The organism is Polaromonas sp. A23 (genome assembly GCF_002001015.1).
In the GTDB taxonomy this organism is placed as follows: Bacteria; Pseudomonadota; Gammaproteobacteria; order Burkholderiales; family Burkholderiaceae_C; genus Polaromonas.
On sequence record NZ_MUNO01000022.1, the window covers coordinates 91,362 to 106,712 of the forward strand.

13 protein-coding genes and 1 pseudogene are annotated in these 15,351 nt (G+C 62.0%); 7 read left to right on the forward strand and 7 right to left on the reverse strand.

The annotated features are described in order from the left end of the window. Window positions 1-1,626, forward strand: coding sequence for a peptide chain release factor 3 (locus tag B0B52_RS11785; RefSeq protein WP_077593837.1), 1,626 nt, complete (start codon window positions 1-3; stop codon window positions 1,624-1,626). Here B0B52_RS11785 and B0B52_RS22190 read toward each other — a convergent pair. Continuing rightward, window positions 1,615-1,863 carry a hypothetical protein gene (locus B0B52_RS22190; RefSeq protein WP_139351912.1) on the reverse strand — a complete coding sequence of 83 codons (249 nt, stop codon included), beginning with the start codon at window positions 1,861-1,863 and terminating at the stop codon, window positions 1,615-1,617. The two genes, B0B52_RS11785 and B0B52_RS22190, sit on opposite strands and share 12 nt — an antisense overlap. A gap of 59 nt (window positions 1,864-1,922) precedes the next feature. On the opposite strand from B0B52_RS22190, the gene B0B52_RS11790 reads away from it, so the two are divergent. Beyond that, window positions 1,923-3,764, forward strand: coding sequence for a 7TM diverse intracellular signaling domain-containing protein (locus tag B0B52_RS11790; protein ID WP_168173541.1), 1,842 nt, complete (start codon window positions 1,923-1,925; stop codon window positions 3,762-3,764). A gap of 18 nt (window positions 3,765-3,782) precedes the next feature. Here B0B52_RS11790 and B0B52_RS22700 read toward each other — a convergent pair. The 3 genes and pseudogenes from B0B52_RS22700 to B0B52_RS11800 all read right to left on the reverse strand — a co-directional run. Then, window positions 3,783-3,863, reverse strand: a pseudogene (locus B0B52_RS22700) (ArsR family transcriptional regulator); the annotation flags it as partial. Window positions 3,864-3,905: 42 nt separating this feature from the next. Further along, window positions 3,906-4,142, reverse strand: a complete 237-nt coding sequence (locus B0B52_RS11795; protein WP_077593839.1) for a hypothetical protein — start codon at window positions 4,140-4,142, stop codon at window positions 3,906-3,908. Between the two features lie 2 nt (window positions 4,143-4,144). Further along, complete coding sequence (locus tag B0B52_RS11800; RefSeq protein WP_077593840.1) at window positions 4,145-5,173, reverse strand: 1-aminocyclopropane-1-carboxylate deaminase; 1,029 nt, start codon at window positions 5,171-5,173, stop codon at window positions 4,145-4,147. A 229-nt stretch (window positions 5,174-5,402) separates the two neighbouring features. Here B0B52_RS11800 and B0B52_RS11805 point away from each other — a divergent pair, with 229 nt between their 5' ends. Continuing rightward, entirely contained in the window at window positions 5,403-5,867 is a 465-nt protein-coding gene (locus B0B52_RS11805; RefSeq protein ID WP_077593841.1) for an Lrp/AsnC family transcriptional regulator, read from the forward strand. A gap of 107 nt (window positions 5,868-5,974) precedes the next feature. On the opposite strand, the gene B0B52_RS11810 is transcribed toward B0B52_RS11805, so the two are convergent. Beyond that, window positions 5,975-6,445 carry an Lrp/AsnC family transcriptional regulator gene (locus B0B52_RS11810; protein WP_077593842.1) on the reverse strand — a complete coding sequence of 157 codons (471 nt, stop codon included), beginning with the start codon at window positions 6,443-6,445 and terminating at the stop codon, window positions 5,975-5,977. 103 nt (window positions 6,446-6,548) lie between these two features. Between B0B52_RS11810 and mdeB the strand changes: the two genes are divergently transcribed. Then, window positions 6,549-9,224 (forward strand): alpha-ketoglutarate dehydrogenase, encoded by a 2,676-nt coding sequence (mdeB, locus tag B0B52_RS11815; RefSeq protein WP_077593843.1) that lies wholly within the window; start codon window positions 6,549-6,551, stop codon window positions 9,222-9,224. Window positions 9,225-9,238: 14 nt separating this feature from the next. Here mdeB and purN read toward each other — a convergent pair whose 3' ends face one another. Together purN and B0B52_RS11825 are read right to left on the reverse strand one after the other, a co-directional pair. Further along, on the reverse strand, window positions 9,239-9,835 hold the full coding sequence (gene purN, locus B0B52_RS11820) for a phosphoribosylglycinamide formyltransferase (protein ID WP_077593844.1): 597 nt from the start codon (window positions 9,833-9,835) through the stop codon (window positions 9,239-9,241). 21 nt (window positions 9,836-9,856) lie between these two features. Further along, a complete protein-coding gene (locus tag B0B52_RS11825; RefSeq protein ID WP_077593845.1) occupies window positions 9,857-11,041 on the reverse strand; it encodes an MFS transporter in 1,185 nt (394 codons plus the stop codon). A gap of 156 nt (window positions 11,042-11,197) precedes the next feature. Here B0B52_RS11825 and B0B52_RS11830 point away from each other — a divergent pair, with 156 nt between their 5' ends. From B0B52_RS11830 to B0B52_RS11840, 3 genes are all read left to right on the forward strand, one after another. After that, entirely contained in the window at window positions 11,198-12,379 is a 1,182-nt protein-coding gene (locus tag B0B52_RS11830) for an acyl-CoA dehydrogenase family protein (protein ID WP_077593846.1), read from the forward strand. 38 nt (window positions 12,380-12,417) lie between these two features. Continuing rightward, a complete protein-coding gene (locus B0B52_RS11835) occupies window positions 12,418-13,533 on the forward strand; it encodes an acyl-CoA dehydrogenase family protein (RefSeq protein ID WP_077593847.1) in 1,116 nt (371 codons plus the stop codon). Window positions 13,534-13,601: 68 nt separating this feature from the next. Further along, the gene (locus tag B0B52_RS11840; RefSeq protein WP_077593848.1) at window positions 13,602-14,978 is read left to right on the forward strand and encodes an alpha/beta fold hydrolase; all 1,377 of its coding nucleotides are present in this window, start codon (window positions 13,602-13,604) and stop codon (window positions 14,976-14,978) included. Window positions 14,979-15,351: the final 373 nt, after the last annotated feature.

Here is a 15,351-nt window from a genome sequence, read left to right on the forward strand (position 1 = left end):
ATGTCCTCCCCCCACGAATTCACCGAAATCGAAAAACAGGTCAAGCGCCGCCGCACGTTTGCCATCATTTCCCACCCCGACGCGGGTAAAACCACGCTGACCGAAAAGCTGCTGCTGTTCTCGGGTGCGATCCAGATTGCCGGCAGCGTCAAGGCGCGCAAGGCCGCGCGCCACGCTACCTCCGACTGGATGGAAATCGAAAAGCAGCGTGGCATCTCGGTGGCCTCTTCGGTCATGCAGATGGAATACCGCGACTGCGTGATCAACCTGCTCGACACCCCGGGCCACCAGGATTTCTCGGAAGACACCTACCGTGTGCTGACCGCCGTCGATGCCGCGCTGATGGTGATCGACGCGGCCAACGGCGTCGAGCCACAAACACGCCGCCTGCTGCAGGTCTGCCGTGCCCGCAACACGCCCATCCTGACCTTTGTCAACAAGATGGACCGCGAGGTGCAGGACCCGATGAGCGTGATGGACGAGATCGAACAGGAACTCGGCATGACCGTCGTTCCTTTCACCTGGCCGGTCGGCATGGGAAAGCTGTTCCACGGCGTGTATGACCGGCGCGAAAAACGCATGCGTGTCTTCAGCCCAGGCGAAGACAAGGCCGGCGGCGACGATGAAATCCTGGCCGGACTGGACAACGCAGAAGCGGCCAAACGTTTCGGCGCCGAGTTCACCCAGGCGCAGGGGGAGCTGGAACTGCTGCAAGGCGCCTCACCCGAATTCAATCGCGAGGACTTCCTGAGCGGCAAACAAACCCCGATGTTTTTCGGCTCGGCGATCAACAACTTCGGTGTGCAGGAAGTGCTGGATGCCCTGGTGGATCTGGCGCCGGCACCCGCCGAGCGCGCGGCGATGCAGCGCGTGGTGCAGCCTTCAGAAAAGAAATTCTCCGGCGTGGTTTTCAAGATCCAGGCCAACATGGACCCGGCGCATCGCGACCGCATCGCGTTTTTGCGCGTGGCCAGCGGGGAATTCACGCGCGGCATGCGGCTGAAAGTCGTGCGCAGCGGCAAAGAGCTGCGGCCCAACACGGTGGTGAGCTTCATGAGCCAGCGCCGCGAGCTGCTGGACACCGCTTTTGCCGGCGACATCATCGGCATTCCCAACCACGGTGTGCTGCAGCTCGGCGACACGCTGACCGAAGGCGAAGCCCTCCAGTTTACCGGCCTGCCCTTCTTTGCGCCCGAGATGTTCCGCGCCGTCGAGGTGGCCGACCCGCTGCGCAGCAAACAGTTGCGCGCCGGGCTAACCCAGCTCGGCGAAGAAGGCGCGATTCAGGTGTTTCGGCCGATTGCCGGCTCCCTGCTGCTGCTGGGTGCCGTGGGCCAGCTGCAGTTTGAAGTAGTGGCGCACCGGCTCGAGCATGAATACGGCGTCAAGGCGCGCATCATGGGCAGCCAGTTCAACCTGGCGCGCTGGGTCACCAGCGAAGACCCGAACGAGTTGAAAAAATTCATGGACGCCAACTCGCATCGCGTGGCGCTCGACGCCGTCGATGCACCCACACTGCTGGTGGATCACAGCGCCACCCTGCGCGCGGTGGAGCAGCAGTGGCCCAAGATCAAGTTCCATGCACTGCGGGAACACGCGGGACTGGTGTTCCAGTCAAAAATCTAAACCTTTTCGGCCTTCTGCCCATATCGGACGGGCGCAAGCAGCTATCAATTTAATAGCGCCTGCATCACCCGCCTGCATCACCCGCCTTCTCAGTTGGCTTTCAGGTGCGACCAGCAACGCAGCAGCCAGTGCAAGAAGCTGGCCGAGCAAACATGCGGCGGGTTTCGGCCAAGCGGGAATAAAGCATGTGTCATCCGTTGTTGTTGGAAGACGCATGGCCTTGAATTCTTGTGACATCCTGATTACATGGCAGCCTTATGAGCGGACAACAGGCGCTTTTGCAATAAGCTATGCCGATGTACAGAAAGGCCAGCTTGCGCAGTTTTTTCATGGTGCTGCTCTGCCTGGTGCTTCACACCGGCCATGCACAGGACTTTGACCGGCTGTACGGAGACAGCACCACGCCTGCGTTGGCCCAGCCACTGCAATGGGTGGTGGTGCCCAAAGATTCGGTGGCCTCGCCTGACGCGTTTGCGGCTGGCGAACCCTGGGGCTTTCAGCCCTACACGAACAAAACCGTCCTTCCCACTTCAGAGCGGTACGACGTCTGGGCCACCTTCTCACTGCCTGCCAGTGAACCCCCGCAAACCTGGTTCATCCGGCTGCCGGGCCAGGTGATCTTCAAGGCGAGCCTTTTTTCCCGCGCGCCCCAGGGCGGCTGGCTTGTCCAGGCAGCCGGCGAGGCACTGGCGCCGGCCGACTGGTCATTGCGCACCCGCGTTCCGAGCTTTGAATTGCAGACCCGCGGCGATCGCATGCAGACTTACTACCTGCGCTACGAAAACAACCGGCCCATCACCGGGCAGCCCATGCTGCTGTCCCCGGTCGAGTACGTTGACGGCGCGTCCCGGGTCGGTGTGGTCATTGGCCTGATGTGGGGCATGTTCAGTGTGCTGGCCATGCTGAGCCTGGCTGCGTTCGCAATCGCACACAACCGGGTGTTTTTGTGGTTCGGCGCCGTGGTGGTGACGCTAATGTTCACGCAGCTGGTGTTGATCGGTTACGGCGGCTGGCGCATGTGGCCGCAGAGTGTGCACCTCAACCAGGTCATGGCCTGGGTCTCGGCCGCGTTGAGCATGGCCGCGGGCGCGTGGTTCTGCGCCCACGCCAGCTACGCCCGAAGCGGCCACCCACTCGTCTACCGGCTGTTGGTCGCCATCACCGCAGGCAGCCTCCTCCTGGCCGGCCTGATGGCGATTGACCGGAACTTGATTCCGCGCGATCTGCGCAACCTGTGGCTGGCACTCGCCACCGTGGCGATTCTCGGCAGCCTGGTGTGGATGTCTCTGCGCGGGCAGGCGTGGAACCTGTTGCTGCTGCTGGGCACAGCCCCCATCGGGCTGGCCGCGCTGGCACGGCTTTCGTACAACGTGGGCTGGGTGATGCACATCGAGGCAACACAGGCGGCGGGCGTGTTGTCGGCCATGGTCGGACTGCTATGGATCTTCTGTGTGCTGGCATGGCGCAGCCGGGCGGCCTTGTTTTCCAACCATCGCAGCGCCGCACTGGCAACTTATGACCCCGCCAGCGGGCTGATGCTGCCCCGGATGGTTGAGAGCCGGCTTGCGCAAATGCTGCTGCGCACCCGGCACCGGCGCATCGAATGCGGCATCGTGATGTTGCGCTGGCTGGACCAGACGCCGAGCCCCGACGAGTTGAGCGACCACAAACGCAGCACCGCGCTTTCGCGCATTGGCGAAATCCTTCGTCGGTGCGCGCGCGACATGGACACGGTGGTTCGTTACGAAGAAAACCTCTTCCTGATACTCGTTGAAGGCCCGGTCAATCGCGAAGCTGTCTCAGAAATCTCCACCAGGATCCAGGCCGCATGCATCCGCCTGGCAGACAAGCTCGGTGAATCCAATGCATTCAACCTGCACATCGCCATATGGCACGGAACGCCAGGCGACGAAAACGGGCAGAAAATCCTCAACAGCCTCCAAACCCGCCTGCGGCGAATGAATTCAGGGCCCAAGCGTTACGTCCAGTTTGTCGATGTTGCGGGTGAACCGGCGAGCCTTCCCGCAGAGGACTACATAAGCCGGGAAGACCTTCTGGCAAAAATCGATGCGATCGAGGTTTCGCATCCGGCACTGCATGACGAAAAATCGGCACCGCAACGGGTGCCAGTTCGCTAGGAAGCACCGCGCTCGCGGTGCTGGCAATGGGAGCGCGGTTTTGTAGCGCACCTGCTTGAGCGCAAAGCGCGAGCGTCTTTTTTCGATGCCCGGAATCGGCAGCACACCCGTCTTCGTTCCCAGCCTGAGGCGCAGCATGCTTCAGATGCAGGCAAGGTCCATCCACTGGGCAATGGGGTCTGAGCTGCGAATGATTTGCACCAGGCTGGCACCGGGCGCACTGCCCAGCTTCACGGCCACCACCACGGTACACACCGCCGGATCATCCAGGGCCGCCCGCAACATACCGGCGCCCGCCCCGTCACCCGGCGCTACCGTGCAAAGCGCCTCGCGCAAGCGGGCGCTGAGCACCGGGTCCAACATCACTGGCAAGCCCATGGTCAGCCGTTGCGAAACAAAAAGCTGTACGCGTTAAGCGCAGGCACGCCGCCCAGGTGCGCGTAGAGCACGCGCGAGCCGGCCGGAAATTCACCGAGCCGAACCATATCGATCATGCCCTGCATGGACTTGCCCTCATAGACCGGATCGGTCAGCATGCCCTCTTGTCGAGCGCACAGGCGGATCGCTTCCAGCGTGCCTTCGGACGGCAGGCCGTATTCGGGGCCGCCATAGCGCGTGTCCAGCACCATGTCCTTGGCGGTGATGTCACGATTCAACTCGACCAGCCTGGCTGTGTTCTGCGCAATGCGCAGGATTTGCGCCTTGGTTTGCACAGGCTTGGCAGAGGCATCAATGCCGATCACGCGGTCAGCCCGGCCGTCGGCGGCAAATCCAACCACCATGCCGGCCTGCGTGCTGCCGGTGACCGAGCAGACCACGATGTAATCAAACTTGAAGCCAAGCTCAGCCTCCTGCGCTCGCACCTCTTCGGCAAAGCCGACAAAACCCAGGCCGCCATACGGGTGCTCCGAGCAGCCCGCCGGAATGGGGAAAGGTTTGCCCCCGCCCTTGCGCACATCGTCCATGGCCTGCTCCCAGCTCGGGCGAATGCCGATGTCAAAACCGGCGGCGTCCAGCCGCACATCCGCGCCCATGATGCGTGACATCTCGATGTTGCCGACACGGTCATACACCGCGTCGGAATAGTTCACCCAGTTTTCCTGCACCAGCACGCACTTCATGCCCAGATGCGCCGCCACCGCAGCCACCTGGCGCGTCTGGTTGGACTGGATGCCGCCTATGGAGACCAGCGTGTCGCAGCCCTGCGCCAGCGCCTCGGGAATCAGGTACTCCAGCTTGCGGGTCTTGTTGCCGCCGAAAGCCAGACCGCTGTTGCAGTCTTCGCGCTTGGCGTAAAGCTCGACCTTGCCGCCCAGATGCGCGCTCAGCCGCTTGAGCGGCTGGATGGGCGTGGGCCCGAAGGTCAGCGAATATCTGGGAAATTTTTTAAGGTTGAGTGTGAACGGCATGGACGGTGATTCCGGTGAAAGCCCCATTGCGTGGACTGTGATGGCCGCAAAAAAGGAGGGCATGGCTGGCTTGGAGGTGTTGAACAGTCGTTCATAAATCGTAGCCAGAGGCAGCAGAAATTAATTGCATACTTTTGGTTTGTAAGAGCTGCATTAATCTTCTTTAGGAGTTCTATTAGAATTAATTCCGATATTTCACCAGTTCATGCAATATTTATCCACTACACCTATGGAAATCACACTCGACCGGATTGACCGTAAGCTGCTGAAGCTGCTGCAGCAGGACGCCTCCCTGCCCAACATCGAGCTGGCTGAAAAGACCAACCTCAGCCCGCCCGCCTGTTCGCGGCGCATTGCCAAGCTCAGGGAGTTGGGGCTGATCCGCAAAACCGTGGCGCTGGTGAACCCGCGGGCATTGGGCTACAACGGGCTGGTCATCATCGGCGTGGTGCTGGACCGCTCGACCCCCGACTCCTTTGCCGCGTTTGAAAAAGCCGCCGCCGGCCTGACCGGCTGCCTGGAAGTGCAGCTGGTGACCGGGGAATTTGATTACTTTGTGAAGCTGCGCATCCAGAGCATCGACTCGTTCAACGAGTTGCATGCCGCGCAATTGATCGGGCTGCCGGGTGTGAGGCAGATTCGCACCTTTGTGTGTTTGAAGGAGGTGTTTGAGACTACGGCGATTCCTGTTTGAGACCAACCCATCCAGCGTGAGATGCTATTAATTTGATAGCGCCTTATTCATATCTCACCTGGGCGGACCGCCAATTTCATCAACAGCCACGCCCAAACCACACCCAACTACACAACACGCGGCAACGGCAGCGCGGTTTTGTAGCGCACCTGCTTGAGCGCAAAGCTCGAGCGTATTTTTTCAATGCCCGGAATCGGCGTGAGCTGCTCGAGAATGAATTTTTCGAGCGCCGCAATGTCGGCCACGGCCACACGGATCAGGTAGTCGCTGTCGCCCGTCATCAGGTAACACTCCATGACCTCGTCATGCTCGACGATGCGCTGCTCGAACGCGGCCAGTGACTCCTTGTTCTGCGAGCGCAGGCTGATGGAGATAAACACACTCAAGCCCAGGCCCAGGGCTGCCGCACTGGCAATGGCCACATAACGGTCAATCACACGCGCCGCTTCCAGTGCCTTGACCCGGGCCAGGCAAGGCGAAGGGCTCAAATGCACCCGTTTGGCCAACTCCACATTGGAGAGGGAGCCGTCTCGCTGCAATTCGTCAAGTATCCGTAAATCAAGTACATCCAGCTTCATGATTCTTTATTTCAACAATTTGAAGCATTTTATGCCGCTAAATATACTTTTTGCGACGTATTTCAACAGCTCATATTGAGTCAGGAGGCCTATATTGGCAAGCATGAATGCCTCTGTCCCCCTCCATGCCCTGCTATCCACCGACATGAACGCCGCCGACTCCGATCCGCAGGAAACCGCCGAATGGCGCGAAGCCTTTGCTGCGCTGGCGGCCACGCAAGGTCCGGCCCGCGCGTGCTATCTGCTCGATGAGCTGGCCCGCCTCGCGCGCGAGCAGCGTGTGGGCTGGAAGCCCGAACTCGCCACGCCCTACGTCAACACCGTCGGCGTCAACGAACAGCCGGTGTTTCCGGGCGACCTTGCCATGGAGGAACGCCTGGCCTCGCTGATGCGCTGGAATGCGCTCGCCATGGTGGTGCGCGCCAACCAGGCCGAATCTGGCGGCTCCGCCGAACTGGGCGGCCACATTGCCAGTTATGCCAGCGCGGCTGACCTGTTTGAAACCGGCTTCAACCACTTCTTTCATGCGCGTGAAGGCTTGGGCGAAGGGCAACACCGCGGTGACCTGGTTTTTTTCCAGCCACACAGTGCACCTGGCGTGTATGCCCGCGCCTTCCTGGAAGGCCGTCTGGGCGAGAACGATCTGAGTTTTTACCGGCAGGAACTGTCTGCCGCGCAGCAAGGTGCGCAAGGCCTGTGCAGCTACCCGCACCCTTACCTGATGCCGGACTTCTGGCAGTTCCCAACCGGCTCCATGGGCATAGGCCCGATCAGCTCGATCTACCACGCGCGCTTCATGCGTTACCTCACGCACCGGCGCCTGCTCGACTGTGCGGGAAGAAAAGTCTGGGGCGTGTTCGGCGACGGCGAAATGGACGAACCCGAATCCATGAGCGCGCTAACACTGGCCGCACGCGAAGGCCTGGACAACCTGGTCTGGGTCGTCAACTGCAACCTGCAGCGGCTCGACGGCCCAGTGCGTGGCAACGGCCGCATCATCGACGAGCTTGAAAAGCTGTTTGCCGGCGCCGGCTGGAACGTCATCAAGCTGGTCTGGGGCAGCGACTGGGACGGCCTGTTCGCACGCGACATCACCGGCGCCCTGACGCAAGCCTTCGCCCACACGGTCGACGGCCAGATGCAGACCTTCGCCGCCAAAGACGGCCGCTTCAACCGCGACAACTTCTTCGGGCAAAACGAAGAGCTCGCGCGCCTGGCGCAGGGCATGACGGACGAACAGATCGACAGGCTCAAGCGCGGCGGCCACGATCTCGTGAAAATCCACGCGGCTTATGCAGCCGCCGCCAACCACACCGGCCAGCCCACGGTGATCCTGGCGCACACCAAAAAGGGCTACGGCATGGGCAGCGCCGGCCAGGGCAAGATGACCACGCATTCGCAGAAGAAGTTTGACGAAAGCGATCTGCTCGAATTCCGCAACCGCTTCAACTTGCCCCTCAGTGACGAACAGGCCAAGCAACTCGCGTTTTACAAACCCGCTGCCGACAGCCCCGAGATGCAATACATGCATGCCAGGCGCGCCGCACTCGGTGGCTATTTGCCCAGGCGCGAAACCACAGCCGATGCGATCGCAGTCCCCGCCTTGCCGTCTTACGCCAGCTTTGCGCTGGGCGCCGACGGCAAGGAAATGAGCACCACCATGGCCTTTGTGCGCATGCTGGGCGGCCTGCTGAAAGACGCGGCGCTGGGCCCGCGCATCGTGCCCATCGTGGCGGACGAAGCACGTACCTTCGGCATGGCCAACCTGTTCAAGCAGGTCGGCATTTATTCGAGCGTGGGCCAGAAGTACGCGCCCGAAGACATCGGCTCGGTGCTGAGTTACCGCGAGGCGCTCGACGGCCAGATTCTCGAGGAAGGCATCAGCGAAGCCGGCGCGCTGGCGAGCTGGACGGCGGCCGCCACCAGCTACAGCGTGCACGGCCTGGCCATGCTGCCCTTCTATATCTACTACTCCATGTTCGGCTTCCAGCGCGTCGGCGACCAGATCTGGGCGGCTGCCGACCAGCGTGCCCGCGGCTTCCTGCTGGGCGCCACCTCGGGCCGCACCACCCTGGGAGGTGAGGGCTTGCAACACCAGGATGGCACCAGCCACCTGGTGGCGGCCACCATTCCCAACTGCAAGGCCTACGACCCGGCATTTGCCTGCGAGCTGGCCGTCATCCTCGACCGCGGCATGCAGGAAATGATGGTGGAACAGCAGGACGTGTTTTATTACGTCACGCTGATGAACGAGAACTATGCCCAGCCTGATTTACGGCCAGGGTCGGAAGCCGGTATTGTCAGGGGTTGCTATAAATTTGCTAGCTACTTGTACCCGAGGGATAAGGGCCAGAGCCCTAAAACACTTGAAAAAATCACACTGATGGGCTCTGGAGCCATTCTGACCGAGGTTATCAAGGCCGCGCAGCAGTTGGCAGAACAAGGCATCGAAGCCACGGTTTACAGCGTGACCAGCTGGAGCGAACTCGCCCGCGACGGCGCGGCCTGCCAGCAGCAGGCGCTGCGTGGCGAAGCACCGGACGCTTCCTTTGTCACGCAGCAGTTGCGGGACAGTGACGGCCCGATCATTGCCGCCACCGACTACGTGCGCGCCGTGCCCGAAAGTATTCGCGCCTTCCTGCCGCCGGGCCGCAGCTACCTGACCCTGGGTACCGACGGCTTTGGCCGCAGCGACACGCGTGCTGCGCTGCGCGGATTTTTCGGTGTCGATGCGTCAAGCATCGTCCAGGCAGCGCTGCACCAGTTGAAGGCGGGCTGAAAAAGCCGGTCGATTCAGGGCTGGCTTTGCAGCCAGGCCTCTACCGCCTGCGGATACAGCAGGTGCTCCTGCACCAACACGCGCGCGGCCAGCCTGTCCGCCGTGTCGTCCGGCAACACAGGCACGGAGGCCTGCGCCAGGATGGGCCCGTGGTCCAGCTCGGCAGTGACCTGGTGTACGGTGCAACCGGCCTCCCGGCACCCCGCGTCAATGGCGCGCTGATGTGTGTTCAGCCCGGTGAAGGCCGGCAACAGCGAAGGGTGGATGTTGATCAGCCGCCCCGCATAGTGATGGACAAAATCCGGCGTGAGAATGCGCATGAAGCCGGCCAGCACCACCAGCGCGGGCTGGTAGCCATCAATCAGTTTCATCAGCGCCGCGTCAAAAGCTTCACGCGAATCAAAGGCTTGGTGACTCAGCACCTGCGTGGGCACGCCCATCGACTGCGCCAGTTGCAGGCCGCCGGCGTCTGCCCGGTTGCTGACAACCGCGGCGATGCGCGCGCCAAACCGCCGCTGCCAGTTTTGCTGCTGGGCAGTCCGGGCGATGGCAGCCATGTTGGAGCCGCTGCCGGAGATCAGGATCACAATATTTTTGGTCTTGCTGGACATAAGTGTTCTGGATTATCGCGATCAGGGTTGCCGCGGCGGCCTGGCCAGTGCAAACAGCGCCAGCGATACGACGCCCATGCCCACCAGGAACCACAGCAGGCCGGTGTAGCCGCCCAGCCCCAACAAAGCCCAGGCGGTCAGAAAAGGCGCAGCGGCGCGGGTGCACAGCGCAATGCCGGACATGGCGCCGCTGATGCGGCCCACATGTTCGCGGCCATAAAAATCGGGAACGATGTTGCTGCGCACAATGGTGATCAGGCCGTTGGCCACGCCAAACAGCACGGCGAACACCACCAGCACCGCGGGCTGGCGGCCCAGCGCAAACAGCACCAGCGTCAGTGGAAACAGGGCCAGCACGGCCAACCCGAGCGATCGGTGGTTGAGCGAGCGGCCCAGCCACAAAAAGGCAAAACGCCCCGCCACCTGCGCCGGGCCAAACCAGACCATCACCGCCACCGCCTCGGCCTGCGTCAGCCCGCGCGATTCGAACGCCGGCATCAAGTGGGCCCAAACGGTGGACAGCGCAAAGGTGTAGAGCGTGAAGGTGGCGGTCAGCAGCCAGAAGGTGGAGCCCTGCATGGCCTGGCGCAGCGTCGCCTGGTCCTCCACCGCTTTCACCGGAGCGACGCCGGGCATTGGCGGGTTCTTCCAGGCCCCACGCAGCACCCACGCATGCATGGGCGCCACGAGGAGCAAGGCCATCGCCATCACCAACAGCGCAGGCCGCCAGCCGAGGTGAGCCTGCAGCCAGGCCACCGCTGGGAACGACAGCGTGCTGGCAAAACCGCCAATCAGCGTGATGGTGGTGATGCCCTGCCGGTAACGCTCCGGAAAGCGTTTGGTCACCTCCATAAAAGCCGGCTCGTACAGCGTCATCGCCATGGCCAGCCCCAGCACCGCCCAGGCGGCGTAAAACACCGGCAGGCTGTGTGCCTGCGACCAGAGCGCGCAGCCGATGGCACCGAGCAACGCGCCGCCGCTGAGCACCGCACGGCCGCGTCCGCGGTCAATCGCCGCGCCCACCGCATAAGTGGCCAGGCCCCAGACCATCAGGCCCAGCGTGAAGGCGCCCATGACATCCGGCTGGCTCCAGCCCATGTCACGCTGCATGGGCAATACAAAGGAAGAGAAGCCGTAGTACATGACGGCCCAGACAAGAATCTGGCCAACACTGAGGGCGCTGATGATGGTGCGGTAAGACGGCAAGATGCGCTGATTATCCCGGGCGGGCCGACCCGGCTGAATGTGCCCAATTCTGCAAGGCGGAATCGCTCGCTATTTGTCCCAACTGGGACATAAAATTGCGAACGACCGTGCTAAAACTGGCGCAGCAACCCCGAACACGATGGAGACACGCAGCTCATGGATTTAGCTTTCACCCCCGAAGAACAGAAATTCCGCGAAGACATACGCGCCTGGGTGGGTGCCAACCTGCCCGCCGATATTTCGCACAAGGTCCACAACGCCCTGCGCCTGTCGCGTGACGACATGCAGCGCTGGGCCAAAATCCTCGGCAAAAAAGGATGGTTGGGTCACGGCTGGCCCAAGGAGTTTGGCGGCCCGGGCTGGAACGCCGTGCAAAAACATTTGTTCGAAGAAGAATGCGCACTGGCCGGCGCGCCGCGCGTTGTGCCCTTCGGCCCGGTGATGGTGGCGCCGGTGATCATGGCTTTCGGCAGCCCCGAGCAGCAAAAGCGCTTTTTGCCCGGCATTGCCAGCGGCGAGGTGTGGTGGAGCCAGGGCTACAGCGAGCCGGGTTCCGGTTCCGACCTCGCTTCGGTGAAATGCAAGGCCGAGCGGAAAGGCGACAAATACATCGTCAACGGCCAGAAAACCTGGACCACGCTAGGCCAGTACGGCGAGTGGATTTTCTGCCTGGTGCGCACCAGCACCGAAGGCAAGCCGCAAACCGGCATTTCCTTTTTGCTGGTCGACATGAAGTCGCCCGGCGTCACCGTGCGCCCCATCGTGCTGCTAGACGGCGAAGCCGAGGTCAACGAGGTCTGGTTCGACAATGTCGAAGTGCCGGCAGAAAACCTGATCGGCGAAGAAAACAAGGGCTGGACTTACGCCAAGCACCTGCTCAGCCACGAGCGCACCAACATTGCCGACGTGAACCGTGCCAAGCGCGAGCTCGAGCGACTCAAGCGCATTGCCAAGGCCGAGGGTGTTTACGAAGACGCGCGCTTTCGCGACGAAATCGCCAAGCTCGAGGTGGACGTGGTGGCGCTTGAAATGCTGGTGCTGCGGGTGCTGTCGGCCGAAAAATCCGGCAAGAACTCGCTGGACATTGCCGGCCTGCTCAAGATCCGCGGCAGCGAAATTCAGCAGCGCTACAGCGAGCTCATGATGCTGGCCGCCGGCCCCTTCAGCCTGCCCTTCATTGAGGAAGCCATGAAAGCCGGCTGGCAAGGCGACTTCCCTGGCGGCCTGTCGGGCGACGCACCACTGGCATCGACCTATTTCAACCTGCGCAAGACCACGATTTACGGCGGCAGCAACGAAGTGCAACGCAACATCGTGTCGCAATTTGTCCTGGGCTGAAAGCTCACTGCACAACCTCAAGAATTTGGAGCATCAGCATGGATTTTGATTTCACCGACGACCAGGAACAACTGCGCGACGCAGTGCGCAAGTGGGTCGACAAGGGTTATGACTTCGAGCGCCGCCGCGGCATTGCCAAAGCCGGCGGTTTCTCGCGCGAAGCTTATGGCCAGCTGGCCGAACTGGGCCTTGCCGGCCTGTACATCCCCGAGGACGATGGCGGCCTCGGCATGGGGCCGGTGGAAGGCATGGTCGTCATGGAAGAACTTGGCCGCGGCATCGTGCTGGAGCCTTTGGCACAGACGCTGATTGCCGGTGCCGTGTTATCGAGCTATGCACCCGCCGATGTCAAAGCCGCCTGGTTGCCGAAAATTGCTGGCGGCGAAGCGCTGGTGGTGCTGGCATCGCAAGAACGTGCAGCCCGCTACAAGCTCGATGTGTGTGAAGCAAAAGCGGTTCAAGCCGGCGCGGGCTGGGCACTGACAGCTACCAAAAGCATAGTACCCGCCGGTGACAAGGCCGATGCCTTCATCGTGCCGGCGCAGGTCAAGGGCAAGATCGCGCTGTTCCTGGTGGAGAGCACGGCAGCGGGTGTGACCACCCGCGGCTACAGCACACAGGACGGTGGCCGCGCGGCCGAAGTGGTGCTGAAAGACGCACCCGCCAACCTGATCACACTGGACGGCCTGGCCGCACTGGAACACGCCACAGACATCGGCATTGCCGCCACCTGCGCCGAAGCTGTGGGCGTGATGGACAAGACGGTGGCCATCACCGTCGAATACATGAACACGCGCAAGCAGTTCGGTGTGGTGATCAGCAGCTTCCAGGCCCTGCGCCACCGCATGGCCGACATGAAGATGCAGCTGGAGCTGGCCCGTTCCATGAGTTACTACGCCTCGCTCAAGCTCAATGCACCGGCGGTGGAACGCCGCGCCGCCATGGCCCGCGCCAAATACCAGTTGGGCGTTTCCATGCGCTTCATCGGCCAGCAGGCGGTGCAGCTGCACGGCGGCATCGGCGTGACCGACGAATACATCGTGAGCCACTACTTCAAGCGGCTGACACAAATGGAAATGAGTTTTGGCGACACCTTGCACCATCTGGGCGAGGTTTCGGCCAGAATGCAAGACACCGCAGGCGTTTTTGCCTGATCAAGCCGCAATACGACAAACACAACCATCAGCCCGCCCTCGCGGGCTTTTTTCATCAGGAGACAAACTTGACCTCACGCCGCGCCCTCTTCTCCGTCGTCGCCAGCAGCATCTTGCTGGCCGCCTGTGCAACAGCGCCCAACCTTGATCCGCAGCCGCCGATTGTTTTTGTGCACGGCAACGGCGATAGCGCCTCCATCTGGCAAAGCACGGTGTGGCGGTTCGAATCCAACGGCTGGCCGCGCGAGCGCCTGCATGCCATCGACCTGCCTTACCCGCTGGCACGCGACGAAGACGGCAAGGCTCAGCCGGGCCGCACCTCGACCGCGGAGCACATGGCCTACCTGAAAGCCGAAGTCGAGAAAGTGCTGCAGGCCACCGGCGCGCGCCAGGTCGTGCTGATCGGCAACTCGCGCGGCGGCAACGCCGTTCGCAACTACATCTACAACGGTGGCGGCGCCAGCCGCGTGAGCCACGCCATTCTGGGCGGTACGCCCAACCATGGCGTCTGGGCCATCAAGGGTTTCCGGGAAGCCAATGAGTTTTCCGGCACCGGTCCTTTCCTGACCGGGCTCAACGCACCCAAAAACACCGCTGGCGATGAAGTCACCGGCCCGGTCAAGTGGCTGACCCTCCGTTCAGACAACAACGACAAGTTCGCCCAGCCCGACGGGCTGTGGATAGGCGCCAAAGGCACGCCTACCAACGTGACCTTTGAAGGCCCGGCCCTCAAGGGCGCAACCAACAAGGTGCTGCCGCGGGTTGACCACCGCGAGACATCTTTTTCTCCCGCTGCGTTCGATGCAACTTACCGCTTCATCACCGGCCGCGCGCCGCAGTCAACAACCATCCAGCCCGAAACACCCGTGGTGCTGAACGGCAAGATCATCGGCCTGGGCCTGCGCCCGACCGATGCCGCCTCAGGCAACTACGCCAACAACCTGCCGCTGCCCGGCGCACAACTGGCGGTTTACGCCACCGACCCCGCAACCGGTGCACGCATGGGCAATGCCGTGCACAGCAAGACGGTGGGCGCTGATGGCCTGTGGGGGCCGTTCACCGCACGGGCCGGCGTACCTTATGAATTTGTCATCACCGCGCCGGGTTATGCAACCACGCACATTTACCGCAGCCCCTTCCCGCGATCCAGCCAGCTGATTCACCTGCGCGCAGACCGCCCGGCTGAAGCCGACAAAAGTGCGAAGTCCAGCACCACCCTGACGCGGCCACGCGGCTACTTCGACGCCACGCGCGACAAGATGTCGTTCGACGGCAAGGCTCTGCCGGGCGTCCCGCCTACAGGCGCCGGCGTGTCAAGCTCGAAGATCAATCTGAGCCAGGACAGTGTTCGCCCGATTGCAGCGGAGTTCAATGGCGAGAAAGTCACCGGCCGGACCTGGCCTATGGCGGAGGGGCATCTTGTGGTGCTGGAGCTGACTTACTGAGTTTTTGAAGCGCTTGCCGGTACAGAGGCTAAGAGACTGCCGACAGCGAGAGAGGAGTTTCGGCCAGGGTGATGCGAGTGATCTGGTATTGGACCCGCGCGGATCAGGCGCCTGCGTGGGATGGAGAAGTTGACAGCGCTTCTCGCACAACCCGGGCAACGGAAAATTCACCTATGGCTTTGCGTCTGCAATAGTCTGACGCAAGCCAAGCCCGCAAATCTTTTGCACCCTTACTTGCGTTGCATGACATGCAGCATCTGGCGATGTTTTGGCGAGAGACGATCTTTGCGTCATTGACGATGTGCTCCCAGGATGGCTTGGCCCCGCGCAATGTGGTTGGACGCGAAAAGTCGACTCTGCAATAGACGCATGA